Source organism: Bacteroides mediterraneensis (assembly GCF_025993685.1).
In the GTDB taxonomy this organism is placed as follows: domain Bacteria; phylum Bacteroidota; class Bacteroidia; order Bacteroidales; family Bacteroidaceae; genus Phocaeicola; species Phocaeicola mediterraneensis_A.
Window position 1 is genome coordinate 1,661,365 of the sequence record NZ_DAJPEN010000001.1, and the last position, 26,410, is coordinate 1,687,774.

Below are 26,410 nucleotides of genomic sequence, written 5' to 3' on the forward strand. Positions count from 1 at the left end.
GTAGATAAAATATATATATTTGCAAATATGAATGATACGCGAAGTGAAATATTACGTTTAGGTGAAGAATTTATCAGAACTAAAGGATATAATGCCTTTAGCTATGCTGATATTGCAGAAGTTATTAAAATTAGAAAAGCGACAATTCATTATTATTTCCCAACAAAAGCGGACTTAGGAACTGAAATAATAAAAAATACAATTCAAAACTTTCATAATGCAGTAAACAATTGGAAACAGTATCCTTATGAAATACAACTAAAACATTGGATTTTATTGTATGCTGATAGCCGAAAAAAAAATTGGGTATGTATAACAGGTGCATTATCTCCTGTATTTGATACTTTACCTACTAAAATGCAAGTACAATTACAAATATTAGTCAATGATATTTTTAATTGGCTTGAAGAAGTTTTATCTAATGGAAAAGAGGCAGGTGTATTTCATTTTAATGAACCTCCTCAATTGAAAGCTCATATAATACAATCATTATTATTGGCTTCTCTCCTTTTGGATAAAGTTGTAGCAAAAGATATATATGAAGAAATGAAATCTCATATTTTAGGAATTTAATTTTTTTACACCTTTTATCTACCTATTAGTAGATAGATATAAATTAATCAAATATGAAAAGAGTAGTTATAACAGGATTAGGTTGCATCACACCTATAGGAAATGATGTTACTAGTTTTTGGAACAATGTGAAATTAGGTGTTTCGGGGGCTGGTAAAATAACGAAATTCGATGCTTCTAAGCATAAGACGCAAATAGCATGTGAAGTTAAGAACTTTAATATTGAGAATTATATAGATAAAAAGTCATCCAAAAAGATAGACTTGTGTTCTATATATGCATTAGCTGCTACTGAGGAAGCTATATGTGATGCAAAAATTGATTTTTCAAATATCAATAAACAAAGATGTGGAGTCATTTATGCTTCAGGAATAGGTGGACTTAATAGCTTAGAGAATCAATTAGAAGAATATTATTCAAAGAATGATCCTACCAAATTCAGTCCATTTTATATAACACGTATGATTTCAAATATGCCAGCTGGAATGATAACAATTAAATATGGTCTTCAAGGACTTAGTTTTACTCCAGTATCTGCATGTGCATCATCAAATCATGCTTTAATATGCGCTTTAAATTTCATTAGAACAGGACAAGCAGATTTAATAATAGCCGGTGGTACGGAAGCTTCAATAACAGCTAGTGCTGTTGCTGGTTTTAATGCAATGAAGGCATTATCAACTTGCAATAATAATCCAAACATAGCATCAAGACCATATGATGTCAATAGAGATGGATTTGTTATTGGTGAGGGTGCTGGTACTTTAATATTAGAAGAGTATGAACATGCAATAAAAAGAGGGGCACATATTTATGCGGAATTAATAGGTGGGGGTATGTCATCTGATGCATATCATATTACAGCTCCAGACCCAAATGGAAAAGGTGCATTTCAGGCAATGCAAAATGCTTTAGAGGACGGAAATATCTCACCTTCAGAAATAGATTATATAAATACGCATGGAACATCTACTCCTGCAGGAGATATACCAGAGTTGGAAGCTATCAAGAATGTTTTTGGAAAATATTATTCAAATATATTCATAAGTTCTACAAAATCAATGACTGGGCATTTGTTAGGTGCAACTAGTGCTGTTGAAGCAATTGCTTGTGTTATGTCTATAAAAGATTCTATTATACCTGCAACAATCAATACAGAAACGGTAGATCCAAATATTCCAATTGATACTCGTTTAGTACTAGGCAAAAGTATTCAACATAAAGTTGGCGCAGTACTTAGCAATAGTTTTGGGTTTGGCGGACACAATGCAACTATTATTCTAAAAAAGATGTAGCTGTTTAATATTTGTATAGATTATACTTATTCCCCTAATTTGTTATTATACTTAAATTTAGAATTTTATTATGATAACAGATTAGGTTTTTTTGTAAACTTAAAGTTGATATTTTAATTATAGATACATTAGTATAAATATTTATGGTTCTATATTCATTTAATGTACTATTTACTTCGAGACATTATTTCATTCTTGATATATTGGTTTGATTCGTTAAAAATATGTGTAAATGGAGAGATTCTCTATCCCTGAAAATTCTGTCGGGCTATCTCATCCTGGGACTGCTCGTACTGGGCATCATCACGGCCGTATGGTATGAAAAGCAGGTATTTGAGCAGGCGGAGGCTGAGGAACGCAGCCTGCTCATGCAGCGTACCACCGCCAGCGAAGCATACCGGGGACTGATTACACTGTTTCTGGACAATGACCGCGCAATGCTGTGGGACGACTCGGACATGGATACATACGACCGGCGGGAATCGCACACAATGAGGGTGATAGACCGGCTGAAAGGCTACTACGGAGAGCCGGCACAGACGGCAAGGATAGACACGGTAGTAAGGCTGCTGCACGAGAAACGCAGGCTGATCGAGCGGATGGTGGATATGCCGACCACGGCGTACCGCATGGACAGCCTGCTGGAACGCCACCTGCCCGGACTGGAGCAGACGGCATCGGTACGGACAACGACAGTGACGGAACGCACCGAACCGGAAGAGGAAAAGAAACGGGGCGGGCTGTTCGGCCTGTTCCGCAAGAAAAAGAAAGAAGAACCGGCACGCACGACCACACGGGTGAGCACGACACCCAACACCCGGCACATTGCGGAGATGCGGCGGTTTGAGGAAGAGATGCGTACGGCATTGGCAGAACAGGAACAGGCATTCTCCCATCTGTCGGACTCACTGAAAATACGCAACAGCATACTGAACCGGAACCTTTCGAGGCTGATATGGGAAATCGGACAGGACGAGACGGAACGCATGGAAGAAAGGCACATGCGGGTGGCGGAACTGAGAGAAACGGCATTCGTACTGATATGCGGCATATCGGCGGCAGGTATCCTGTGTGCGGTGCTGCTGTATGCAGTAGTCCGGAGGGACATCCGCCGCCGAACCAGAGACAGGAAACAGCGCGAGGAACTGATAGAGACCCTGCGCCGGTCGGTCCGGGAGAATGAAGAGCTGATAAAAAGCAGACAGAACATCATGCAGACGGTGACGCACGACCTGCGCTCACCGCTGACCGCCATACGCGGCAATGCAGAACTGATACTGAAGGACGGGAACCGGGAGACAACGGCACTGCACGCGGAGCATATACGGCAGTCGGCAGAGCGTATGGGGTCACTGATGGAGAACCTGCTGGACTACTACCGCATAGACAACGGAAAGGAGACCGTCAGGGTGAAGCCGTTCAGACTGGCGGGAGTGGCGGAAACGCTGGAAACAGAGTTTGCCGCACGGATGGAAGAGAAACGGCTGGAGTTCAAAGTGAACAACGCCGCTGACGAGGTGGTCATGGGCGACAGAAACCTGATACTGCGTATCGGCAGCAACCTGCTGTCGAATGCACTGAAGTTTACGGAACGCGGGGGCGTGACACTGACCGCCCTGTATGCCGGAGGGAAATTCACGCTTGCGGTGGAAGATACCGGAGGAGGAATAGACAAGGACAAACGGGAACAGATATTCAAGCCGTTCGAGCGGCTGAGCAATGCCGCCACGCAGGACGGATTCGGGCTGGGACTGTCGATAGTGAAAAGCCTTGCGGAACTGATGGAGGGCAGCATATCGGTGGAGAACATACGGAACACGGGCAGCCGCTTCAGCGTGGTGCTGCCACTGCCACAAGCGGAGAAAGCCGGAGAAACAGTCCGCAAGGCAGCAGCGAGGCGGACAAGACTGGGCGGATGTTCGGTATTGTCGCTGGACAACGATAGTATCATACTGGGGATGATACACGACATATTCGTGCAGAACGGGGTGCACTGCGACACCTGCACGAGCACGGGGGAAATGGCGGAGAAGCTGCGCGAGGGACACTATGACCTGCTGACCACGGACCTGAAAATGCAGGACGCAAGCGGCTACGAGGTGCTGGAACTGCTCCGCACGTCGGACATAGGCAACTCACGCACCATCCCCGTGATGGTGGTGACCGGCTCGAAAAGCATCACGAAAGAGGAGCTGGCAGGTGCGGGCTTCAGCTCGGTGCTGTACAAGCCGTTCTCCATCGACGAACTGCTGGCAGCTGCGGAAGAATGCATCGGTGAGGACAGCACCCCACGCATAGACCTCGGCCCGCTGTTCGCATACGGCGACAAGCGGCAGAGGCTGGAATGTCTGGTCAGGGAGACGGAGAAGGAAATGGCCGCCATACGGGAGGAAGCGGAAAGGTGTGACAGGGACAGGCTGGACTACTGGATACACCATATCCGCAGCTCGTGGATGCTGATACATGCCGAAGGGCCGCTGCAGGAGCTGTATGACGTGCTCCACGGAAACGGGACGGCAGAAGAAATCAGGGAGTATGCCGGAAAGGTAACCGGTCAGGGCGAAACGATTATCCGGCTCGCCCGAAAGGAAATGGAGAGAACGGTATGGGAAGAATAATAGTGATAGAAGACAACCCGGTATTCCGCGACCATGTCTGCGGAATGCTGGAGAAGGCAGGCTACAAGACCCGCACGGCATACGACTGTGCCGGGGCACGAAGGCTGCTGGAGGAACTGGACGATGGGGACATCATCGTGTCGGACCTGCGTCTGCCCGACGGGGAATGTACGGAAGTGCTGGAGCGGATGCGGGAAGCGGGTATCAGAACCCCGTTTGTCATCATGACCGACTATGCGCAGGTCGCATCGGCTGTCAGCTCCATGAGGCTGGGAGCCGAGGACTATATCCCCAAGACCCTGCTGCAGGAAAAGCTGCTTCCAAGGATAAGTGAGCTGGTACGCAAATCGGAAAGAAGGCATACCATGCCCATACTGGAGCGCAGAAGTGCCGCATTCCGGACCATCGACCGGCGTATCTCACTGGTAGCCCCGACGGACATAGGGGTGCTGATACTTGGAGAGAACGGTACGGGCAAGGAACACGTAGCAGAAAAGATACATGCGCAGAGTACCCGGCAGAAAGGTCCGTTTGTCGCGATAGACTGCGGTATGCTGACACGGGAGCTGGCGGCATCCGAGCTGTTCGGATACGAGAAAGGCGCATTTACAGGAGCCATAACCGGAAAGAAGGGCTGCATGGCGGAAGCTGACGGCGGCACGCTGTTTCTGGACGAGGTGGGCAACCTGCCCGCTGAGGTACAGCAGAAACTGCTGCGTGCGCTGCAGACCAAATGCTACCGTCCGACGGGCTGCACCCGCGAGCGGAAAGCGGATGTGCGCATCGTGGCGGCGACCAACGAGAATCTGGAGAAGGCAGTGGAAGAAGGACGTTTCCGGCGGGACCTGTATCACCGCCTGAAGGAGTTTGTCATCAAGATACCGCCGTTGCGGGAATGCCGGGAGGACATACTGCCCCTTGCGGAGTTTTTCCGGGAGCTTGCCAACGAGGAACTGGGACGGCATACGGAAGGATTCGACAAGGAGGCGGAAAAGGAACTCATGAGGCGGATGTGGGCAGGAAATGTGAGGGAACTGAAACAGACGGTGCGTTCCGCCGTCCTGCTGACGGAAGGAAGGCTGATAGGAGCCGACAGGCTGGAAGCGGAAAGTTCGGCACAGGCAGGCAGCTCCCTGCTGCTGAAAGACGGGAATGAGGAAAGGGAACGCATCGTGCGGGCACTGGCACAGGCGGACGGGAACCGTGAAGTGACTGCCGGACTGCTGGGTATCAGCCGCACGACCCTGTACAACAAGATGAAAGAATACGGTATCATGCAGAAAAAGAGTGAAAAATGAGAATTATCTCAATGAAAAATCCTATATTTGCATAAACATAGGAGAAAAACGATACGGAGAAACATGGTTTCCCGTACCGACTAAGATATAGTATAGAATAAGACCGCAAGGCGTTTCGAGCGAAAATCTGGAAAATTTGAAACTACGGAAGCGATTGTGTGATGCTTATGCTATGCCTTGGCATAGCGTGCATTCGCATACGTTCCGTAGAGGCATTCCAGAGCCGTCGCTTGAAGGTAGTGTGATTTGCACGCTACTTTTTTTATATACGGTTTCCGGTCGCAACAGAATGACCGCTATGGCAAAAGTCCGATTACTCGCCGTCTTAACAATGGACGGCTGTCCGGCAGAAACAACCGGTCTGTCCGGGCGATGGCTTGGTTCCGACCAGTACGGGATAGGTACGCTGAAAGAGGCTGCTACCTGCGTCCTGACAGAAGATACGTCGCTTACACTCCTCTCCAGCCGGATGGAAAACACCGGCGATTCCCTGAACTATCTGATAGAAGCAACCGAAAAGACGGCAGGTATCATCAACGGCATGATACGGATGCGGCTTGTGGATGAAATTATCCTCTACATGGTTCCCGTCATTGCGGGAAACGGCAGCAGGCTGTTCCAGTCGTCGCTGCCCGAAAGCGAATGGACATGCACGGGAAGCAGACAATGGAAGGATGGTATGGTAAGGATAGTCTACGGACGGAAAACACCCCGCCAACGGGTGGTGACGTTCGGAAAATGAACGCCCGGGACGTTCAAAAAGTGAACGTACGTTCAGATTCTGAACAAAAAGTGAGGCGTCGGGGAAAGCTCCAAAAAATATTTTCAGCAAATATTTCGCTGAATATCAGTGCGATATATTCATGCGAAAAGAAAAACACTCCCGCAGGACCGCTATTTGTCCCATAGTTTTATGTGCGCACACTTCAAACCAAGTGTAATAACATAAAACTGAAAGAAAATGGAACACCTCATATTGACAGAAACAAGTTTTTTCAGACTGATAGGCGGCAGTGCCTGCAATGATGAAATACAGGAGTCCTACAACGGATTCATATCGGAAGTGGTATCACTCTGCAGTAACATGTCGAACCCGGAAAACACATTCTTTGCCCTGAGCTTTGCAGAAACAGAACTTCAGTTCCATGATACGCTGCAGACTGAAAATACTGGGAACAACAGGAGCATCTATGTACGCAAGGCATTATCCTTTGTACGCAAGATGCTGGAATATATCGGTCAGATCCGCAGCGGACAGGTGCATACGCCACAGGCGGAACACAGAAAAGAGAAAAAGAACAGCCAGCCCCTACAATGGACAGGCAATGCCATAGACCTTGTTGAAATCATATACGGCATCCATGAAATGGGATGCATCAACAATGGGGAAATCCCGCTGAAACAACTTGCTCCCATACTCTATTCTTTCTTCGGAGTTGAAACGAAGGACTGCTACAGATTCTATACCGACATCAAACGGAGAAAGACCATCAGCCACACGCATTTTCTGGAGCAGATGCAGGAACGCCTCAATGAAAGGATAAGGCGGGATGAGGAAGCGGACCTGAAAAGGAGATAACTTATACCAATATTTTTGAATATAATTTTTTTAGAAAATCATATGTAATATAATAAAATTGTGTACCTTTAAACTTTCAGAATATGATTGGTAATCATTTGTGCTATATTTAATTAACATTGATATATGGATGTAGAAAAGTTAGATAGACTATTTCAAGAATATGGTTATGATGTTAAAGAAACCAATACATCATATAGAGTATATCTTTTGAATCAAGGAATGTACCATGGTGCAGAAATCCAAATAATGAATGATGTTGATATAGAACCAGTACTTACTCGTTATTCAAAGTTAGGATACCATGCAAAAAGGCAGAACTTTAAAACCATTGAACAAGCCGAAGAATATTTATTTAAAGGTTTTTTTAATACTCAAACTACGGCTAATGATATTATAAAAAGGTATGGTGAATTTACTTACAATCAAGTAAAGCACTATCACGATAATAAGATTAATTATCAATATATTAGTATGCCTTATTCTGTTTATAGTGAAAACGCAGAAGATTTCAAAAAAGAATCAATTGATATTATTTCTGCGGTTAAAGATATAATTAATAAGAAAGGGGCACACCTTGTTGTTATTGAAGCGGCTGCCGGATTTGGTAAAACATGTACGGCATACGAAATTTATAAATCTTTCCAAGATTGTTGCGAAAAACAAAAACCTATATTTACGGAATTATCAAGAAATAGAGATGCAAAGCAATTTAAATATATTCTTTGGTCTGAAATAGATAAAGAAAAAGATACAACTGCTAAACAAGAACTTGTTGTTTATAATATAAAAAAAGGAAGAATTCCCCTTATAATTGATGGATTTGATGAATTATTATCAAAAGATATAGACTACGGAAAAGCTGGACAATTAAATGAATTTGAACAAGTAGAGACAATGCTTTCTACTATTGGTGATTTATTAACAGATGAGGCTAAGATTATCTTGACATCAAGAAAAACAGCCATTTTTGCAGGAACAGAATTTATAGATTGGGTTGATTCATATAATGGTAATTTTGATGTAGTAAGATTCCAATTGGAAAAACCTAACATTAAACAATGGCTTTCAGATGAGCGTTATGATGAGATAATAAGAAAGAATGTACCTTTAGAAAATATTTCTAATCCAGTTCTATTAACGTATCTACGTAATATTGATAATGAAGGATTTAGTGAATTATTAATTTATCCAGAAACGATTACAGAAAAATATTTTGAATTTCTTTTAAATAGGGAACGAGAGAGACAAAATATAATTATCCGAAAAGATGATCAAATGCAAATTTTTGAGAATCTTGCAAAATCTTTTGCGGAATTTGATATTACTGGTGAAAGCAGAAGTTTTGTTAAAGAATTGATTATTGAATATAATAAACAAAGTCTTTTATACTATAGAGAGTTGATGCCTGCAAAACAAACTTTGGAAGAACTTGCAGATACGCTTACAAATCATGCACTTTTAGATCGTATTGGCAATAAAGATTTTATTACCTTTATTAATGAATTTATTTTTGGATATTTACTTGGAAATTCTATACAAAAAGAACAAAATGATTTTTTAGATAAGCTTATACCGTTTCCAGAATCCCTAGTTGATTTAGCTGTTAGATCTTATCAATATTCTTCTGGAGATAATAGATTAAAACTTTGGATGAAACTTGACAAGGTTAAGAACAGAATGTCTTCATATTTAAAAATTACTACTGATTGTTTTCTATTAAAAAAGATAGTTGGTACTTATAAATGTGAGGGGTTTAATTCTTTTGAATTTAAAAATATAAGTTTCCTTAGTGAGAATTGTAAATTTATTGATACTTCATTGGTGGATTCTACATTTGATAGTTGTACGTTTGATGTAAATGCATTGCAAAATGTTGCATTTATTGGATGTAAATTTATAGATTGTAAAGTAAAAAAAGAAAATTCACTACAATATCAAAATATTCATTGTTATGGATGTGAAGATTTTAATAAAGGATTTATTTCTTCTTTGGAAAACTCATTAACTCCTCCTATTTTGTCAGAACAAATAAATACTGATTTAAGAATTCAGATTTTAGGAAAATATTTTAAAGTTGATGGAAAGACTCCAAAGATGAAGTATATTTCTTCGATAAGAAAAGATTTCGAGAATCAAGATTTGGATTTAGTTTTTGCTGTTTTTGATGTATTAAGAAAAGAAGAAATGATTTTAGTTAATGGGAATAATTCTTATATATCAAAATTAGGTATTAGTTACTATCATAAGAATAACATATAAGTATGAGTGCAGGCAATAAAGTTTTAAAAGAGATTGTAGCAGATTTAGAATCTGTATTAAATAAATGTGGAATTATGTACCATGTATTTTATCGCACAAAATCGGAAATGTCTATTGATAGTAAGTTGAAGAAGAAAAGTGCAGAATACAGGGAAAAAGGCAAAAAAATGCAAGATTTATTGGCTCTTCGTATCACTTTATATTTTACTGATGATGTTGAGATTATTCACAATTATCTTAAAAACCAGCCAAATTTTGATAGTGAGTCTGTTGATGAATCTGAAGTTGATAAGTTTTGTCCCAAAAGGTTAAATTTAGTAATGCGTGTACAAGAAAAGCATTTACAGGATATGAAAGCTGCACGACAAGAAACTGATTATGAAGATCTAATTGATGATACATATGAAATTCAGATTAGAACGATTTTATCAGAAGGATGGCATGAAGTAGAGCATGATTTACGTTATAAATGTAAAGATGAATGGGATGATTTTAAAGAGGAATCTAGACTTTTAAATGGTATTTATGCGACTCTTGAGAATAGCGAATGGGCAATGCTTACTTTATTTGACAGGTTATCTTATTCGCAGTATAAAAATAAAGCATGGAATAGCATGCTTCGTAATAAAATGAGAGTTCGTTTTGCAGATAAGGGATTGTCTGAAGAGTTATGTACGTATTTATCAGATCATAGTGAAACAGCAAAATTACTATTTAGAGTAAATAGATCAGTTATATTGAAATCTGTTATGGAAAAAGGATTTTCATATCCACTTACTTACGATACGGTTCTTCATCTTATTAATCATATTAAGGTTAAAGATAAAAAATTAGCAGAATATGAAGATAAAATTTTGAAACAAGATATGGATTTGTTATTTGGAAAATTGTAATTTTTTATATAGATGTCCTATAAAACTTTTCAAACTGTCAATAACTTATTGATATATATATATTGAATTGAGCAGCAACTTTAACATAGAGGCTTGTCTATGATAACAATACTGATAATCAGACTATTGAATATATTTATCGGATACTAACAATTTTTTTAAGAAATGAGAGTGACCCAAAAGTAAATTACATTTTCTGAAAACTACAAATTGTAAGTCCTATGTATAAAAGAGCCTTATCAAACATCTTTTTGGGTGGTATGATAAGGCTCTTAATAATAAAATTAGGACTATTAAGTTACTGTTTGTAAGTTCTCCTTTATGAATTTTGACTTTTGGGTCGGCCTCATTTGCATAGTGCCATCCTGTAATTGATTTTATATTTTTACAGGATTGTGTGTAGGAGTATTAATGTCACTTCTGCAATAGATATTTTAAATTTACATCATTTGCGATACGTTCCAGCTCATCGTTAACAATCATTTTCACCTCTTCCTTGATGCGGTTATAGTTTTCTTGCACCTTTTCCTGCATACAGTCATTGCCGTTCTCGTCGGTAAAATCCGTAATGATGGGAATAGGCCTGTAAGCCTTCGTTTCTGCCGCCACCTTCGCATTGTCCACGACAATCTCCGCATGGAAAATCTTCTGTTCGATACGTTCGTTGAAATTGTCGGACACCGAACCGACAAACATACCCTGCGTCAGGCCGGAAATCTTGCTCGGCGGGATAAGACTGTCCATCTGTGTGTTAATCGAGGTGGAGACATCCTGCCGGTTGATGGATATGGACTGACGTTTCTGCAAGACCTTTCCGAACCTTTCCGAAAGCGTCTTGGCGGTCTCGCCCACCACCTGACCGGAGAAGATGTTTCCGACAGTGTTCATCACGACTTTCGCCTCCTTGTCCCCATAGTCACGTACAAGTTGTGAGAAATCCTGAAATCCCAGACACACGGCGACCTTGTTGCTTCGTGCCGTGGCAATCAGGTTGTCCAGCCCCTTAAAATAGATGGTAGGCAACTCGTCAATAATCACCGAAGATTTGAGCATTCCCTTCTTGTTTATCAACTTGACGATACGTGAGTTATACAAACCCAGTGCGGCACCGTAGATGTTCTGGCGGTCGGGATTGTTTCCGACGCACAGGACTTTCGGTTCTTCAGGGTTGTTGATGTCGAGCGTAAACTCGCTGTCGCTCATCACCCAGTACAGTTGCGGTGAAATCATGCGTGAAAGTGGGATTTTCGCCGATGCAATCTGACCCATCAGCTGCTCGGCAGCCCCTCCCAGCCATGCATCCATAAAGGGACTGAGGTAGTTCTCCAGCTCCGGATATGAGGTAAGGATGGGGAAAATATCCTCGTACCTGCGGTTCAGGAACTCGATGGCATGGGGAAAGGTACAGTATCTACCGTTCTGATAGATTTTGAGGTACCATATAATCGCTGCAAAAAGGATAATCGGTGACTCCACAAAGAAGTCCCCCTGCTTCTGCACCCACGTTTTATTGAGGTTGAGCATGATGGTATATGCCGATTCATAAGCATCCGAAATGTCCGTCATGAAATCCGGGTGAATGGGATTGCAGCGGTGGCTCCTTCGCGGGTCGTCAAAGTTTATCACATAGAACTTCGGCTTTACCCTGTATGCGTCAAGGTGGTTGAGCAGGTGGTTATAGGCAATCGTTGAAAGGTCAGGGTATTTGAAATCATAGATATATTGACTATACCCCTTCTCAATCTGCTGCTTGATGAAGCTGTTTACCACGGCATAGGATTTTCCGGAACCCGGAGTACCCAGCACGATGGTTGCACGGAAGGGATTGACCACATTGATCCATCCCTGATGCCACTTCTTCCTGTAATAAAAACGGGTGGGCAGATTCACGGAATAGTCGTTCTCCAGCAGACGGGTTTCCTGCATGAAACTCTCGTTCTCGTTGTTGAACACATCGTCCATGAGATTGTGCTTCAGCAGGCGTGACATCCACAGTCCCCCCATCAGCAGACAGATATATCCTGCCGAAAGGGTAAGGATATACAGAAGGGCGACCGTCGCGACATGAAACGGAAGCTCCAGTATCCACCAGTTCAGGAAAAACAGCACAAAGCCTGCGGCAAGAGCCGTCCATATCCTGCGCCAGGTGATTTTCTCACCTTTCACGCCTTTGGTTCCCAGACACGAGAGTGCCAGCAGAAGAACTGCGAACAGTTTCGTGTAGAGGACGGAACGGAACAGTCCGGCGGTACGGTTGAAATTCACCAGTATCCTGTCCGCCACGCCGATTTCGATACCCCAGAGGCGTATGGCCTCATAGCAGAACCAATAGACGTTCATGACCACTAAAATAATACTCACGGCACGGAGAAAATCCATGATTTTCGCAAGTGCCCTCAAATCATCTTCCTGTTGTGACATAAATATTGATATTTTTTGAATTTGACATATATTTATTGTATATAAGAACCATATAAAATGGAAGAATTTTATAAAAGAAGGTTCAATCTTGAGTACTCCTTGCGACTGATAAATCGCATGAGAGCATTGGGCCTAATGCCATAGTTGCATTTTATCAAATAGCTGCATCGTAAAGTTTTAATTACGATGCAGTTTTTTTATAATCCCAAGCCCCTGCGTTTCTTCTTTTTCTTCTTACGCTGCATGGCTCGGATAAAGGCTTCCTCTTCGGCATTGACCGCCGGACCTTCGGGAGTGAACAGCCCCATGCCGCCCGGATAATCTACACTATCGGAAGCATCGCGCGTATAAGCCGACTCGCATTCTTCCGCCGGAACGGAGAGCCGGATCGGCGGGAGTCCTGCATACGGCAGGGTGAAATGTTCCTGCAAGGCATTTGCGGAAAGTTCCTTGCCCATGCGTGAGCCGTTGAGCACACAGCCGGTGCGGTGGTCGATGAAGGTAGCTCCGTAGATACGTCCTTCCTCCGTGTGGCGCAGCACGGTGTCGATGCCCTTCTCTTTGAGCCGGGAAATGAACTTCTCCTTGTCATACGTTTCTCCTAGTACGGCAAGTACGGTGCGTTTTGTCACGTCCGCCAGCTTCCTGTCCCTGATGTCCTGTCCGGAACGGGCGAACTTCTTCTGCACGGCATCATAGCCGACCGTCTTTCCGAAGAGCGAGGACTTGAACGGATTGCCGGCCTTGTTCCCGGCACCGTCCGTGGCGGAATAGACCAGTCCGCGGTACTCACGTCCGCGCACGTTTCCCTGAGTTTCCTCGACGGTCACATTATAAAGGGAAAGAAGGGCGCGGTATTCGCCCATCGTCTGGAAACGGTATTGCCTGCATACCGCCTTCACGGTGTTGCCGACCTGCCTCTTGACATCACCGGCAGAAACATCCACTCCGTGCAGCGGATTTTCAAGACGCTCGCTCCGGCGTTCTGCCGGACGAAGCCCGTATTTTTCCTCCAGCTCCCGGCGTATGCGGTCACTGCGGCGAAAAAGGAAATCGCAGTTGAGCCGCCTGCCGTTCTCATCCACATTGACCGTCACGATATGCACATGGTGTCGGTCTATATCCTCGTGCTTATATATCATATAAGGCTGCTCCCCGAAACCGAGCCTCTCCAGATATTCCCTTGCGATGTTCTGCAGGTCCGTATCCGTGAGCCTGTCCTCCGGGTGCGGATTGAGCGATATATGCACCACCGGTTTCTCCACCCTTGTCTGTGAGGGCATGTAAAGCAGAAAGTCGTTCAACGCACGTCCGATGTCCACCGTGCCCGTACCGTCGTTATAGATCTTGTTGGTGGCAAGGAGCTTTCCCCTTGCCTCGTTGATTTTCTCCCCGTTGTAGGCAAGTGCGCCGTACAACGAGCTTCCCATGCTGATTTTTGCTACCATCACCCCTGATTTTTGTCATTCTCCAATCCCGTTTCCATGACGGCATTCTTCGCCGCCCATTCTTTCAGTTCCTCAGAAAGCCCTACAATCTGACGGCTCAGCTTCACAAGTTCGATGGTATCCTGCTCCAGCCGGAAGAGCAGAGCCATCGCCTTCTTCTCGGAAAAGTGCATCCTCAGTTCCTTGACCACCTGATTGTAATTGGTTCCCACTGCCCGGAACTGGGCATGAAAATCGGACAGTCTGGTGCAATATTCCACCAGTGTCTTGTCCACTTTCAGCACCTTGAACGGTCTTCCGAAGAAGTGTTCCTTGAGGAATACGGATCTGGCATAGGCACCCGATTTCTCGAACATGGCGAGGAAACGGTTGTGCTCCACCTCGTTGAAACGGACGGTGTAGCGGTACACCGCCGGGTCGATTTTGGGATTTCTCCCGGTCTTTCCGCCCTTTTTCGGCGGACTGTTCTTCTTTTTCTCAATCATATTACTTAGGATTTAGCGGTTACACGGCACAAGCCCCGCCTTGGGGACATTCCACCGCAGGTTTTTCAGGCTTCCCGACTTCGGAGAGGAAGCCCGCCCCCTGCAAAGGCAAGTGCTTTTCAGGGATGCTCAAATCATTTTGAGCCGCTGAAAAGACATCTTGCTGTTGGCTGGAGCCAACAAAAATCCGTCGGGGACGGATTGGAAAGGAAACCTTCAGACCCACGGCTTTGCCCGTAGCGGGAAACCCTGCCGTTCGGGGGCAAAGTTACGGTGATAAACGGTTGTGGAATAGTGTATTAAGTAAGCCAATCGCTGCCTATCGGCGCAACATGCTGCCAGTTGTCCGGGAAGTGATACAACTTCCATTATTTCCATGTTTATTTGCATCGTGATTCAAAAAAACAGTGATTTGAAGATATGAGAAATGACATCATCCAATACCCGAAAATTCAAACCGGCAAACATTTGCCGAAACGGTTATCCGGTTCAGCGGATAACTGCATATTCAATGACCCGGTGACTTACAGATTCAATGATTTCATGACGTACTGTCGTCAGTCACCAATTATCCGAAACATTGTTTCACCAATGAACCGGATACGTGATGAACCGCCTGTTTGCAGATTCATTGAAGCGGAAACGGAAATCACCGGTTCTGTATGGAAACAACAAATCATTTTATCAATAACTTAAATATCTATGACAATGAGTAATGAAATCTTCGTTGCATTCGCAACACAGAAAGGCGGTATCGGAAAATCCACCATTACGGCGCTTGCCGCCAACTATCTCCACAACGTGAAAGGTTACAATGTAGCCGTGATAGACTGCGATGCCCCGCAGCACAGCATCTACGGACTCCGTGAGCGCGAAACAAAACTGATTGACGAGAGCCGGTACTTCAAGGCACTCGCCTGCGAGCATTTCCGCAAGCTGAAAAGGAATGCCTATCCGGTCATTGCCAGCGATGCGGTGAACGCCCTTGATGACGCGGAAAAGCTGATAAGCGGGGAAGCGGTCAAGCCGGACATCGTGTTTTTTGACATGCCGGGAACGCTCAAAAGCAACGGCGTGGTGAAAACCCTGTCGCAAATGGACTATATCTTCGCCCCCATGAGCGCCGACCGCTTTGTCGTGGAAAGCACGCTGCAATTCGCCGCTATGTTCCGTAACAACCTCATGACGACGGGGCGGTCGAAAACCAAAGGACTGTACCTGTTCTGGACGATGGTGGACGGCAGGGAGAAAAACGGGCTGTATGATGTTTATGAGGACGTCATAGCGGACATGGGACTTTCGATACTCTCGACCCGCCTGCCGGACAGCAAGAAATTCCGACGCGACCTTTCGGAAGAACGCAAAAGCGTGTTCCGATCGACCATATTCCCCACTGAGGCGTCACTCCTGAAAGGGAGCGGCATCCGCGAGTTTTCGGAAGAGATATGTAAAATCATTACCGGGCGTTGAGCATGGGCAGCAGGAAAGTGAATACGGAGGACATTGACGAGGAACTGTTGATCGCCTCTATCGGCAGACGCACGCAGGACGGCAACACACGGCCTGCACAGGAACCCCCTGCCGCTCCGGCCGAAGAAAGTACAGGCGGAACGGAACCGCCGGCGGCAAAGGAGAAAACGTCAAGAGAAAGCAGCCGACGGAAACGGCAGGAGGAAGACTATATGATGTTTCTGCGCCGCAATGAGCTGAAAACCCGCCAGTGTGTCTATATCAGCCGCGACGTACACAGCAAGATTCTGAAAATCGTGAATGACATTGCCGGACGTGAGATAACTGTCGGCGGCTACGTGGACACCGTACTGCGGCAACATCTGGAACAGCACAAGGAACAGATCAACGAACTGTACAAGAAACAAAGAGATGATTTAATCTAAAAATCAACGACAATGGAACATAAAAAAAGAAAAGCAAGACCGCATGACAGCGGCAAGGAAATGATTACCGTCGGGATACAGACGAACGTGGAAATCGTGTCGTCCTCACCGGCAAGGGGCAAATACAGCGAAAAGGAGTATGAACGGCTGTTCATCCGGGAGTCCGGGATGCGGGCACGCGACGGGAAAATGACATATATACGCCGTGATTACCATAACCGTATCAGGCGTATCATACGGGTCATCGGACATGACCGGCTCTCGATGTCGGCCTACATCGACCATGTGCTTACCCTGCATTTCGGGCAGTCCGACGAGGCAATAAAAAGCCTGTACGAGAAGAATTATGAAAAGGAATATCAACCATAAGAATGAAACGATGAAAAGAAGACAGGAAAACAGAAAATACGCGAGTGAGAAACATAAGTCCAACATAAACGACGGAAAACGCCCATGAGCCTGACCACAATCCTATTGACCGTATCGGTCGCCTGCAACGTATGGTTCGTGTTCCTGCTCATGTATGACCGGATCATGGAAACGAGGCTGTTCCGCTTCTTCGGGAAACTGGCAGGCATCTGGAAGTCGCTCCATGCGGAGGAAAAGGACAGCAGCCCGGAAGCGGATGCGTCCGCCACCGCCACGGCACCGGAAATCATCGGCAAGAGCCGTTTCAGAATGACGGTAACCCGGACAATGACTACCGTACCGAAGCCACAAGCTGCCACTTCGGATAAAGGCGAGGAAGTGCAGAGTGATGATGTTACCTTTGCCGACGAAGCCGAAAGGAAGACGGCACGGGTACCGGAAGAGAAGTTCGACGAAGTATTCAGCAACATACCTCCTGAAGAGGTTGAGTACGGCGAAGGTGAACCGGAAGAGGAAACCCCAGACAGACGTCAGGCTTCCGGCAGCAGCTTTGACGAGATTGAAAAGGCCGTCAAGACCGCCCGAAATCCAGATGCGACACGGACGGAACGTGAACAGGCTGCAAAGGTATTTGTCGAAATGGAGGGTACGGAGCTGTATGACATGCTTATGGAAGGTTCCACCGAAATGAGCGTCCGTATCAAGGGGCTGATTGAAATCCGGTTGAAAGAGCAGGAAGTCGAGTTTCTGGTACCCGACAACATCGACGAGTTTGACATCCGCAAATATGCAACGACAACCAAAAAGGAATGAAGAAAGAACAGTAGTACCGACACCCGGAAAGCGGATACAAGGTAACCGCCTGCCGGAACGGACAATCCCAAGTCCGTGGAACCAAAAGGGAGACCACTAAACCAAAAACAAAATCAGTATGAACCGCCGGAAGAAGGACTATCCACCCTTTGACGGCACAAACAAAAAGTATTTATGAACAGAAACATCAAGAACAGCAAGAAAATCATCCTTTCGGCAGCACTTCTCATCGCTGCCGTATCATCCGCTTTCGCACAGGACAACGGACTGGCAGGCATCAACGAGGCCACTTCAATGGTCACTTCCTATTTTGACCCCGGAACGAAGCTGATATACGCCATCGGCGCCGTTGTCGGTCTGATAGGTGGCGTAAAAGTCTATGGCAAATTCTCGTCCGGTGATCCTGACACCAGCAAGACCGCCGCTTCGTGGTTCGGTGCGTGTATCTTCCTGATTGTGGCGGCGACAATCCTCCGTTCATTCTTCCTTTAATATACGGTATGGCTGAATATCCGATCAACAAGGGTATCGGCCGTTCGGTTGAGTTCAAGGGACTAAAGGCACAATACCTGTTCATCTTCGTGGGCGGGCTTCTGGCCCTCTTTGTCCTGTTCGTCATCCTCTATATGGTCGGAACCGACCAATGGATATGTATCGGCATCGGTGTGACAGGCGCCTCCGTCCTTGTATGGCAGACCTTCGCGCTGAATGCCCGGTACGGCGAACACGGGCTGATGAAGCTGGGTGCCGCAAGAAGCCATCCCCGTTACCTGACCAACCGTCGGTGCATTGCCCGGCTGCTTAAACGAAAAAGAAAGGAAGAGAAAATATGAGAAACGTATCAAGAATAACTACACTGGAAAACAAGTTCCCCCTGCTTGCAGTGGAACACGGCTGCATCGTATCAAAGGATGCCGACCTGACGGTCGCCTACGAAGTCGAACTGCCGGAGCTTTACACGGTCACGGGTGCGGAGTACGAGGCGATACACGGGTGCTGGTGCAAGGCCATCAAGGTGCTGCCGGACTTCTCCATCGTCCACAAGCAGGACTGGTTCATCCGTGAGACGTACAGACCGGAACTGCAAAAGGAGGACATGAGCTTCCTCTCGCGCAGCTTCGAGCGTCATTTCAACGAGCGACCCTATCTGCGCCATACCTGCTACCTGTACCTGACGAAAACGACCAGGGAACGTAACCGGATGCAGAGCAACTTCAGCACGCTGTGCAGGGGACACATCATCCCGAAGGAACTGGACAGGGAGACATCGGAAAAGTTTCTGGAGGCAACGGAACAGTTCGCCCGTATCATGAACGACAGCGGCTTTGTCCGACTGCGCCGGCTCGGTACGGATGAGATAGTCGGCACAGACGACAGGAAGGGACTGTTGGAACGCTATTTTTCGCTGATGTCTGAAAACGACGTCGCCCTGCAGGACATCGACCTTTCGGCAAAGGGGATGCGCATCGGTGACAATTACCTGTGCCTGCACACGCTTTCCGACACGGAGGACCTGCCCGGCAAGGTGGCTACCGACAGCCGCTATGAGCGTCTTTCCACCGACCGCTCGGACTGCCGTCTTTCGTTTGCCAGTCCCGTGGGACTACTGCTTCCCTGCAACCATGTCTATAACCAGTATGTGATACTGGACAACAGCGAGGAGAACCTGCGTAAGTTCGAGAAGTCCGCCCGCAACATGCAATCCCTGTCCCGCTATTCAAGGAGCAACAGCATCAACCGTGAATGGATAGACCAGTACCTGAACGAAGCCCATTCCTACGGGCTGACCTCGGTACGCGCACATTTCAATGTCATGGCGTGGAGCGATGATGCGGAGGAACTCCGGCACATCAAAAATGACGTGGGCAGCCAGCTGGCAAGCATGGAGTGTATGCCCCGGCACAACACCGTTGACTGTCCGACCCTGTTCTGGGCGGCCATACCCGGCAATGCCGCCGATTTCCCTGCCGAAGAGAGCTTCTACACCTTCACCGAACAGGCGGTATGCTTCTTTACGGAAGAGACCAACTACCGCAGCTCGCTTTCGCCTTTCGGCATAAAGATGGTGGACCGTCTGACGGGAAAGCCGCTGCACATCGACATTTCCGACCTTCCGATGAAACGCGGCATCACGACCAACCGCAACAAGTTCGTGCTGGGACCGAGCGGCAGCGGCAAGTCGTTCTTCATGAACCATCTTGTCCGGCAGTATTATGAACAGGGAACGCACGTTGTCCTTGTGGATACCGGAAACTCGTATCAGGGATTGTGCGAAATGATCCGGCGTAAGACACACGGCGAAGACGGCGTGTATTATACCTACACGGAAGAAAAGCCCATTTCGTTCAATCCGTTCTATACGGACGACTATGTGTTTGACGTGGAGAAGAAGGACAGCATCAAGACCCTGCTGCTGACCATCTGGAAATCGGAGGACGACAAGGTATCAAAGACCGAAAGCGGAGAGCTGGGCAGCGCCGTGAACGCCTACATAGAGCGTATCAAGGCAGACCGGAGCATCGTTCCCTCGTTCAACACCTTTTACGAATACATGCGCGATGACTACCGCCGTGAACTGGCCGGACGTGAAATCAAGGTAGAGAAGTCCGACTTCAACATTGACAACATGCTGACCACCATGAGGCAATACTACAGGGGCGGACGCTATGACTTCCTGCTGAACTCGGAAGAAAACATCGACCTGCTGAACAAGCGGTTCATCGTGTTCGAAATTGATTCCATAAAAGAAAACCGCGAACTGTTTCCGGTGGTGACCATCATCATCATGGAGGCGTTCATCAACAAGATGCGCCGCCTGAAGGGAGTGAGAAAACAGCTGATTGTGGAAGAAGCCTGGAAAGCACTCTCGTCGGCGAACATGGCGGAATATCTCCGCTACATGTACAAGACGGTGAGAAAGTATTTCGGCGAGGCGATTGTCGTCACGCAGGAAGTGGACGACATCATCTCATCGCCCGTAGTCAAGGAGAGCATCATCAACAATTCCGACTGCAAGATACTGCTTGACCAGAGGAAGTACATGAACAAGTTCGACCAGATACAGACCCTGCTCGGACTGACGGAAAAGGAGAAGTCGCAGATTCTTTCCATCAACATGGCGAACAACCCGTCGCGGCTCTACAAGGAGGTGTGGATAGGGCTTGGCGGTACGCAGTCGGCAGTCTATGCCACGGAAGTGAGTCCGGAGGAATATCTGGCTTATACGACGGAAGAATCGGAAAAGACGGAGGTTTACCGCCTGGCGGAAAAACTGGGCGGTGACATAGAGGGAGCCATCCGGCAGCTTGCGGAAAGAAGGCGAGAAGAACGGAAAGGCTGAAAAATGAAAAAGATTCATGAATAAAAAAACTGACAATATGGATATGGACAACGCATACATGAGAGCCGAACAGAAAAGGCAGGAAACGGAAAGACATGCCACCCGGCTCAAGGAGTTCCTCATATACGGTGCCGACATACCGGAAGACATCCAGAAACAGTACGGCTTTTCGGAAGACTACCGGCTGTATAAGGAACTTGAGGAAATGGACGGCAGGCAGTACAGCGAGAAAAGACAGAAAGGGGAAGTCCCGGATGCCGGAAAAGTCGGCGGAAGACTTACCCGTGCAGTGGAAAAGGCATACGAAAGCATCTGCGGCAGTCCTTCGAGAGTGTATATCGAAGGACTTTACAAGGAACTTCTGCTGCTCGGAGGCATGACCGTAAGGAAAGATTATGACGACCCGGTACATTACAACCCCGGCTTCTTTGACAAATACGGAATTGACCGCAAGGCTCCCCGCGAAACCATTCTCAGGCAGGTGGAACAGGCATACAGGGAACTGGACAGCCGCTTTTCGAGAATGACGGGCAGAAGGTCGGACGCGGACGAGCTGTTCGGCAAGCCGAAGGAGAAACAGGCGGTACAGCCAAGGAAGGAAAATCCGGACCGCCCCGCACCGGGTATCCGCCCTTGCAGGCCGAAAGGCAGGAGAATGGGCTTCTGAACCGGAGCAAATAACAAAGAAAACAACAGTAACATCAAAAAAAGAAAAAGTATGGACATTCAGATTACAAAATCCCAGCTCAGACTGCTTTGCGGCGGTCTGATAGGACTTGCATCACTGGTGATGCAGGCATGTGACATGGAACAGGACAAGGACGTGCGCGAAAGCATCTGCGGTAACTGGGAAAGCGTGGAAAGCAAACCCGACCTGCTCATCTACAAGGAAGGAAATGCGTACAAGGTGACCGTATTCAAACGCAGCGGCATAAGCCGCAAGCTGAAGCCGGAAACCTATCTGCTGCAGATGGAAGACAACGGAAACCTGTTTATGAATACCGGATTCCGCATAGATGTGGCGTACAATGAGGAAACGGACATCCTGACCTTCTCGCCGAACGGGGACTATATAAGGGCCACTCCCGCAGCAGACAACGCGGAAGACAGACAATGAAACCGATAATGACCACTAAATCCAAAGAAAGAAAATGAGAATAAAAATTCTGACAATCTTCTGCCTGTGCCTGCTTTACGCAGGCAGGGCAAGCGCACAATGGGCGGTCATAGACCCGTCCAACATTGCGCAAAGCATCATAAACACCTCGAAGAATGTGGCGCATACCTCAACCACCGCAACGAATATGGTCAAGAACTTTCAGGAGACCGTCAAGATCTACGAGCAGGGAAAGAAGTATTATGACGCGCTGAAATCGGTGAACAATCTTGTAAAAGACGCCAGAAAGGTGCAGCAGACCATCCTGATGGTGGGCGACATCACGGACATCTATGTGAACAGTTTCCAGAAGATGATGCGTGACGAGAACTTCACCGTGGAGGAACTCGGAGCCATCGCGTTCGGATATACCAAGCTGCTTGAGGAAAGCAATGACGTGCTGACGGAACTGAAGAACGTGGTGAACATCACCACACTCTCGATGACGGACAAGGAACGCATGGACGTGGTGGAACGCTGCTACTCGAAAATGAGAAGATACCGGAACCTTGTCGGCTATTATACCAACAAGAACATTTCGGTAAGCTATCTGCGTGCGAAAAAGAAAAACGACCTTGACCGCGTGCTGGGTCTTTACGGAAATGCAAACGAAAGATACTGGTAGCCTATGGACTTTGAAAACCTTCATCAGATACTCCGCTCGCTTTACGAGGAGATGATGCCCCTGTGCGAGGACATGGCCGGTGTCGCGAAAGGGATTGCCGGTCTGGGTGCGCTGTTCTATGTCGCCTACCGTGTGTGGCAGTCACTTGCCAGGGCGGAACCGATAGAGGTGTTCCCCATGCTGCGCCCCTTTGCGATAGGATTCTGCATCATGCTTTTCCCGTCGCTTGTTCTGGGAACGCTCAACGGGGTCATGTCGCCCATCGTTCAGGGAACGGCAAAGATACTGGAGGCGGAAACGCTGGACATGAACGAATACCGCAAGCAGAAAGACGAGCTTGAACATGAGGCGATGATGCGCAATCCGGAAACCGCCTATCTTGTCAGCAACGAGGAATTTGACAGGCAGCTGGACGAACTGGGCTGGTCGCCGGAGGACGTGGTGACCATGACGGGAATGTATATCGAACGTGGCATGTACAACATGAAAAAGTCCGTGCGTGACTTCTTCCGCGAGATACTCGAACTGATGTTCCAGGCTGCCGGTCTTGTCATAGACACCATACGCACGTTCTTTCTCGTGGTGCTGGCGATACTCGGTCCGATAGCCTTCGCCATATCGGTATGGGACGGTTTCCAGAGCACGCTGACGCAGTGGATCTGCCGCTATATACAGGTTTACCTGTGGCTTCCCGTATCGGACATGTTCAGTACGGTGCTGGCAAAGATACAGGTACTGATGCTGCAAAGCGACATCGAACGTATGCAGGCGGACCCGAACTTCTCTCTTGATTCGAGCGACGGCGTGTATATCGTATTCATGATAATCGGGATTATCGGATACTTTACCATTCCGACCGTATCGGGCTGGATCATTCAGGCCGGAGGCATGGGCAACTACGGACGCAACGTCAATCAGGTAGCCGGAAAATCCGCCGGATTCACAGGCAGTGTTGCCGGTGCCACCGCCGGAAACGTGACGGGACGTGTGGGCAAGCTGCTGAAATAAACCAACAGAACAACTAAAAACAGATAAAGTAATATGGAATTCAAGTCATTGAAGAATATTGAAACATCATTCAGGCAGATACGCCTGTTCGGTATCGTCTTCCTGTCACTGTGTACCGTGATAACGGTGTGGAGCGTATGGAGTTCCTACCGCTTTGCGGAAAAGCAGAGGGAAAAGATTTATGTGCTGGACAACGGCAAGAGCCTGATGCTGGCTCTCTCGCAGGATCTTTCACAGAACCGTCCTGCGGAAGCCCGCGAGCATGTACGTCGCTTTCACGAACTGTTCTTTACCCTGTCACCGGAGAAGAGCGCCATCGAGCACAATGTGAGACGTGCCCTGCTGCTGGCAGACCGCAGCGTGTATAACTATTACTCGGACTTTGCGGAAAAGGGCTACTACAACCGCATCATTGCCGGCAATATCACGCAGGTGCTGAAAGTGGACAGTGTGGTGTGCGATTTCGAGCATTATCCCTACCGTGCGACCACCTATGCCACCCAGCAGATAATCCGTCAGAGCAACGTCACGGAGCGCAGCCTCGTGACGACCTGCCGCCTGCTGAACGCCTCGCGGTCTGACGACAATCCCAACGGATTCACGATAGAGGGGTTCACCATCATAGAGAACAAGGACCTGCAAACCGTCAAAAGATAATGGAATGAAAGAAAAAGCAATGAAACCGCTGCGGATGGCATATGAGAAAATCCGCGGTACAAGAGAGCGGATAGTTTCCGGACTGAAGGACTATCTGGACGGACTTCCGCAAAAGACAAGGAAAAGAATCATACTGGCTATGCTGGCCGTATTTGCCACGCTTGCCCTTTACACGTTCGGAAAGTCGCTGTACGATATAGGACGTGATGACGGACGGAAACTGAATATCGGACACGCCGGACAGCTCCCCGTAAAGGGAGAATGCGGCGGCAAGATTCATCACAATTTTATAAAACAGTATAAGGATGGAAAATAAGGAAACAAGAAAAGAGAACGGGGACAGCCCCGAAAAGAAGAACAGGGAACGTACACCACTGACGGAGGCGCAAAGGCTGAAACGTCAGAAGATGATAGTCCTGCCTGCAATGGTTCTGGTCTTCATCGGTGCCATGTGGCTGATATTCGCTCCCTCTTCCGACAAGAAGGAACAGCCGGGTGCGACGGGCTACAACACGGAGATACCGGATGCGGACAAGGACAACAGGAAGATTATCGGTGACAAGGTCAAAGCCTACGAGCAGGGAGAAATGGAGGAACGCAGGGCAAGCCGCAACCATGCCATGCAGGAACTCGGCAGCATGTTCGACCGGGAAGTTTCCGTGACCGGGGACAATCCGGACTTCGACCTTGCCAGTCCCGGTGGCGGAAGTGATACGGATACGGCATCATCGCCGGCTTCGCAGACAATCAGGTCATCGGCCACCGCCTACCGTGACCTGAACGCCACGCTCGGCAACTTCTATAAGCAGCCTTCGGGAAACAGTGCTGAAATGGAGGAGCTGATGGAGCGCATATCCTCGCTGGAAACGGAACTTGAAAGGGAGAAGGAAAAAGGTTCCTCAATGGACGAGCAGGTGGTGCTTATGGAAAAGTCGTATGAACTGGCATCCAAATACATGGGTGGTCAGAACGGACAACAGACAGCACAGGCATCGCCGGTACGGAAGGCGGAAGAGCATACGGCAATGCCGGTCAAGCAGGTTACCAGACAGGTGGTTTCCTCCCTTGCACAGCCTATGAGCAATGCGGAATTTGCCGCCATGTATGCACAGGAGCGCAACATGGGTTTCCACACGGCAGTGGGAAGCCGTACGGTATCGGACAAGAACACCATATCGGCATGTGTCTATGGGGCACAGAGCGTGACGGACGGGCAGGCTGTCCGGCTGCGGCTTCTGGAGCCGATGGCGGTTGCGGAGAAAATCATCCCACGCAATGCCGTCCTTGTCGGAGCGGCAAGGATTCAGGGTGAACGTCTCGGCATAGCAGTCACTTCGCTGGAACATGAGGGGACGATCATTCCGGTCGAGCTTTCCGTTTACGACACGGACGGACAGGAAGGAATCTTCATCCCGAACTCGATGGAAATGAACGCAGTCCGTGAGGTAGCCGCCAACATGGGCGGATCGCTCGGCAGCAGCATCAACATCTCCACCGATGCGAAGGCACAGCTCGCCTCCGATCTGGGCAAGGGGCTGATACAGGGCACAAGCCAGTATATAGCCAAGAAGATGCGTACCGTCAAGGTACATCTGAAAGCCGGATACAGGGTCATGCTGTATCAGGACAGAAATTAACAACAAAAAATTATCAATTTATTATTACCACTAAATCC

Annotated in this window: 24 protein-coding genes and 1 pseudogene; 22 read left to right on the forward strand and 3 right to left on the reverse strand. The window is 47.4% G+C overall.

The window, feature by feature from the left end; all coding sequences use genetic code 11:
- Window positions 1-27: 27 nt before the first annotated feature.
- From OIM59_RS06925 to OIM59_RS06960, 8 genes are all read left to right on the forward strand, one after another.
- Window positions 28-573: a TetR/AcrR family transcriptional regulator gene (locus tag OIM59_RS06925; protein ID WP_303895889.1), complete on the forward strand. Its 546-nt coding sequence runs from the start codon at window positions 28-30 to the stop codon at window positions 571-573.
- Window positions 574-626: 53 nt separating this feature from the next.
- Window positions 627-1,868: a beta-ketoacyl-ACP synthase II gene (fabF, locus tag OIM59_RS06930; protein ID WP_303895891.1), complete on the forward strand. Its 1,242-nt coding sequence runs from the start codon at window positions 627-629 to the stop codon at window positions 1,866-1,868.
- 224 nt (window positions 1,869-2,092) lie between these two features.
- On the forward strand, window positions 2,093-4,486 hold the full coding sequence (locus tag OIM59_RS06935; protein ID WP_303895894.1) for a hybrid sensor histidine kinase/response regulator: 2,394 nt from the start codon (window positions 2,093-2,095) through the stop codon (window positions 4,484-4,486).
- The gene (locus OIM59_RS06940; protein WP_303895897.1) at window positions 4,474-5,784 is read left to right on the forward strand and encodes a sigma-54 dependent transcriptional regulator; all 1,311 of its coding nucleotides are present in this window, start codon (window positions 4,474-4,476) and stop codon (window positions 5,782-5,784) included. Before OIM59_RS06935 ends, OIM59_RS06940 begins: the two co-directional genes overlap by 13 nt.
- Window positions 5,785-6,082: 298 nt before the next feature.
- A complete protein-coding gene (locus OIM59_RS06945; protein ID WP_303895899.1) occupies window positions 6,083-6,526 on the forward strand; it encodes a dihydrofolate reductase family protein in 444 nt (147 codons plus the stop codon).
- A 219-nt stretch (window positions 6,527-6,745) separates the two neighbouring features.
- Complete coding sequence (locus OIM59_RS06950) at window positions 6,746-7,363, forward strand: RteC domain-containing protein (protein ID WP_303895900.1); 618 nt, start codon at window positions 6,746-6,748, stop codon at window positions 7,361-7,363.
- A 126-nt stretch (window positions 7,364-7,489) separates the two neighbouring features.
- Window positions 7,490-9,625 (forward strand): NACHT domain-containing protein, encoded by a 2,136-nt coding sequence (locus OIM59_RS06955; protein ID WP_303895902.1) that lies wholly within the window; start codon window positions 7,490-7,492, stop codon window positions 9,623-9,625.
- 2 nt (window positions 9,626-9,627) lie between these two features.
- Complete coding sequence (locus tag OIM59_RS06960; protein ID WP_303895904.1) at window positions 9,628-10,518, forward strand: GTP pyrophosphokinase; 891 nt, start codon at window positions 9,628-9,630, stop codon at window positions 10,516-10,518.
- Between the two features lie 414 nt (window positions 10,519-10,932).
- Here the strand turns inward: OIM59_RS06960 and mobC are convergent, their stop codons facing one another.
- The 3 genes from mobC to mobA all read right to left on the reverse strand — a co-directional run bounded on the left by mobC (window position 10,933) and on the right by mobA (window position 14,872).
- The gene (mobC, locus tag OIM59_RS06965; RefSeq protein ID WP_303895905.1) at window positions 10,933-12,939 is read right to left on the reverse strand and encodes a conjugal transfer protein MobC; all 2,007 of its coding nucleotides are present in this window, start codon (window positions 12,937-12,939) and stop codon (window positions 10,933-10,935) included.
- Window positions 12,940-13,136: 197 nt separating this feature from the next.
- The gene (gene mobB / locus OIM59_RS06970; RefSeq protein WP_303895907.1) at window positions 13,137-14,387 is read right to left on the reverse strand and encodes a conjugal transfer protein MobB; all 1,251 of its coding nucleotides are present in this window, start codon (window positions 14,385-14,387) and stop codon (window positions 13,137-13,139) included.
- The gene (gene mobA, locus OIM59_RS06975) at window positions 14,387-14,872 is read right to left on the reverse strand and encodes a conjugal transfer protein MobA (protein WP_303895909.1); all 486 of its coding nucleotides are present in this window, start codon (window positions 14,870-14,872) and stop codon (window positions 14,387-14,389) included. The genes mobB and mobA overlap by 1 nt, the downstream gene beginning before the upstream one ends.
- 420 nt (window positions 14,873-15,292) lie before the next feature.
- Between mobA and OIM59_RS06980 the strand changes: the two are divergent.
- The 14 genes and pseudogenes from OIM59_RS06980 to traM all read left to right on the forward strand — a co-directional run bounded on the left by OIM59_RS06980 (window position 15,293) and on the right by traM (window position 26,372).
- Window positions 15,293-16,342 (forward strand): annotated as a pseudogene (locus OIM59_RS06980) (ParA family protein).
- Between the two features lie 2 nt (window positions 16,343-16,344).
- Complete coding sequence (locus tag OIM59_RS06985) at window positions 16,345-16,767, forward strand: DUF3408 domain-containing protein (RefSeq protein ID WP_217770912.1); 423 nt, start codon at window positions 16,345-16,347, stop codon at window positions 16,765-16,767.
- 12 nt (window positions 16,768-16,779) lie between these two features.
- On the forward strand, window positions 16,780-17,136 hold the full coding sequence (locus OIM59_RS06990; RefSeq protein WP_205096148.1) for a DUF3408 domain-containing protein: 357 nt from the start codon (window positions 16,780-16,782) through the stop codon (window positions 17,134-17,136).
- Window positions 17,137-17,220: 84 nt separating this feature from the next.
- Window positions 17,221-17,949 carry a conjugal transfer protein TraD gene (locus OIM59_RS06995; protein WP_217770914.1) on the forward strand — a complete coding sequence of 243 codons (729 nt, stop codon included), beginning with the start codon at window positions 17,221-17,223 and terminating at the stop codon, window positions 17,947-17,949.
- Between the two features lie 174 nt (window positions 17,950-18,123).
- Window positions 18,124-18,441 carry a DUF4134 domain-containing protein gene (locus OIM59_RS07000; protein ID WP_204482197.1) on the forward strand — a complete coding sequence of 106 codons (318 nt, stop codon included), beginning with the start codon at window positions 18,124-18,126 and terminating at the stop codon, window positions 18,439-18,441.
- Between the two features lie 8 nt (window positions 18,442-18,449).
- Entirely contained in the window at window positions 18,450-18,782 is a 333-nt protein-coding gene (locus OIM59_RS07005) for a DUF4133 domain-containing protein (RefSeq protein WP_303895915.1), read from the forward strand.
- On the forward strand, window positions 18,779-21,289 hold the full coding sequence (locus OIM59_RS07010) for a TraG family conjugative transposon ATPase (RefSeq protein WP_217770915.1): 2,511 nt from the start codon (window positions 18,779-18,781) through the stop codon (window positions 21,287-21,289). The genes OIM59_RS07005 and OIM59_RS07010 overlap by 4 nt, the downstream gene beginning before the upstream one ends.
- Before the next feature lie 16 nt (window positions 21,290-21,305).
- Entirely contained in the window at window positions 21,306-21,956 is a 651-nt protein-coding gene (locus OIM59_RS07015) for a hypothetical protein (RefSeq protein WP_205096152.1), read from the forward strand.
- A 51-nt stretch (window positions 21,957-22,007) separates the two neighbouring features.
- Window positions 22,008-22,406, forward strand: a complete 399-nt coding sequence (locus tag OIM59_RS07020) for a DUF3876 domain-containing protein (protein ID WP_204482190.1) — start codon at window positions 22,008-22,010, stop codon at window positions 22,404-22,406.
- Window positions 22,407-22,440: 34 nt separating this feature from the next.
- Window positions 22,441-23,070 carry a DUF4141 domain-containing protein gene (locus OIM59_RS07025; RefSeq protein WP_204482188.1) on the forward strand — a complete coding sequence of 210 codons (630 nt, stop codon included), beginning with the start codon at window positions 22,441-22,443 and terminating at the stop codon, window positions 23,068-23,070.
- A gap of 3 nt (window positions 23,071-23,073) precedes the next feature.
- On the forward strand, window positions 23,074-24,078 hold the full coding sequence (gene traJ / locus OIM59_RS07030; protein WP_204482186.1) for a conjugative transposon protein TraJ: 1,005 nt from the start codon (window positions 23,074-23,076) through the stop codon (window positions 24,076-24,078).
- A 33-nt stretch (window positions 24,079-24,111) separates the two neighbouring features.
- Window positions 24,112-24,735: a conjugative transposon protein TraK gene (traK, locus tag OIM59_RS07035; RefSeq protein WP_204482185.1), complete on the forward strand. Its 624-nt coding sequence runs from the start codon at window positions 24,112-24,114 to the stop codon at window positions 24,733-24,735.
- 19 nt (window positions 24,736-24,754) lie between these two features.
- On the forward strand, window positions 24,755-25,051 hold the full coding sequence (locus OIM59_RS07040) for a TraL conjugative transposon family protein (RefSeq protein ID WP_235326005.1): 297 nt from the start codon (window positions 24,755-24,757) through the stop codon (window positions 25,049-25,051).
- Window positions 25,041-26,372 (forward strand): conjugative transposon protein TraM, encoded by a 1,332-nt coding sequence (traM, locus tag OIM59_RS07045; protein ID WP_303895920.1) that lies wholly within the window; start codon window positions 25,041-25,043, stop codon window positions 26,370-26,372. Before OIM59_RS07040 ends, traM begins: the two co-directional genes overlap by 11 nt.
- The last annotated feature ends 38 nt before the right edge of the window (window positions 26,373-26,410 follow it).

Coding starts and splice junctions, on each gene's coding strand:
- OIM59_RS06925 (WP_303895889.1), top strand. CDS start 28: ATGAATGATACGCGAAGTGAAATATTACGTTTAGGTGAAGAATTTATC.
- fabF (WP_303895891.1), top strand. CDS start 627: ATGAAAAGAGTAGTTATAACAGGATTAGGTTGCATCACACCTATAGGA.
- OIM59_RS06935 (WP_303895894.1), top strand. CDS start 2,093: ATGTGTAAATGGAGAGATTCTCTATCCCTGAAAATTCTGTCGGGCTAT.
- OIM59_RS06940 (WP_303895897.1), top strand. CDS start 4,474: ATGGGAAGAATAATAGTGATAGAAGACAACCCGGTATTCCGCGACCAT.
- OIM59_RS06945 (WP_303895899.1), top strand. CDS start 6,083: ATGGCAAAAGTCCGATTACTCGCCGTCTTAACAATGGACGGCTGTCCG.
- OIM59_RS06950 (WP_303895900.1), top strand. CDS start 6,746: ATGGAACACCTCATATTGACAGAAACAAGTTTTTTCAGACTGATAGGC.
- OIM59_RS06955 (WP_303895902.1), top strand. CDS start 7,490: ATGGATGTAGAAAAGTTAGATAGACTATTTCAAGAATATGGTTATGAT.
- OIM59_RS06960 (WP_303895904.1), top strand. CDS start 9,628: ATGAGTGCAGGCAATAAAGTTTTAAAAGAGATTGTAGCAGATTTAGAA.
- mobC (WP_303895905.1), bottom strand. CDS start 12,939: ATGTCACAACAGGAAGATGATTTGAGGGCACTTGCGAAAATCATGGAT.
- mobB (WP_303895907.1), bottom strand. CDS start 14,387: ATGGTAGCAAAAATCAGCATGGGAAGCTCGTTGTACGGCGCACTTGCC.
- mobA (WP_303895909.1), bottom strand. CDS start 14,872: ATGATTGAGAAAAAGAAGAACAGTCCGCCGAAAAAGGGCGGAAAGACC.
- OIM59_RS06985 (WP_217770912.1), top strand. CDS start 16,345: ATGGGCAGCAGGAAAGTGAATACGGAGGACATTGACGAGGAACTGTTG.
- OIM59_RS06990 (WP_205096148.1), top strand. CDS start 16,780: ATGGAACATAAAAAAAGAAAAGCAAGACCGCATGACAGCGGCAAGGAA.
- OIM59_RS06995 (WP_217770914.1), top strand. CDS start 17,221: ATGAGCCTGACCACAATCCTATTGACCGTATCGGTCGCCTGCAACGTA.
- OIM59_RS07000 (WP_204482197.1), top strand. CDS start 18,124: ATGAACAGAAACATCAAGAACAGCAAGAAAATCATCCTTTCGGCAGCA.
- OIM59_RS07005 (WP_303895915.1), top strand. CDS start 18,450: ATGGCTGAATATCCGATCAACAAGGGTATCGGCCGTTCGGTTGAGTTC.
- OIM59_RS07010 (WP_217770915.1), top strand. CDS start 18,779: ATGAGAAACGTATCAAGAATAACTACACTGGAAAACAAGTTCCCCCTG.
- OIM59_RS07015 (WP_205096152.1), top strand. CDS start 21,306: ATGAATAAAAAAACTGACAATATGGATATGGACAACGCATACATGAGA.
- OIM59_RS07020 (WP_204482190.1), top strand. CDS start 22,008: ATGGACATTCAGATTACAAAATCCCAGCTCAGACTGCTTTGCGGCGGT.
- OIM59_RS07025 (WP_204482188.1), top strand. CDS start 22,441: ATGAGAATAAAAATTCTGACAATCTTCTGCCTGTGCCTGCTTTACGCA.
- traJ (WP_204482186.1), top strand. CDS start 23,074: ATGGACTTTGAAAACCTTCATCAGATACTCCGCTCGCTTTACGAGGAG.
- traK (WP_204482185.1), top strand. CDS start 24,112: ATGGAATTCAAGTCATTGAAGAATATTGAAACATCATTCAGGCAGATA.
- OIM59_RS07040 (WP_235326005.1), top strand. CDS start 24,755: ATGAAACCGCTGCGGATGGCATATGAGAAAATCCGCGGTACAAGAGAG.
- traM (WP_303895920.1), top strand. CDS start 25,041: ATGGAAAATAAGGAAACAAGAAAAGAGAACGGGGACAGCCCCGAAAAG.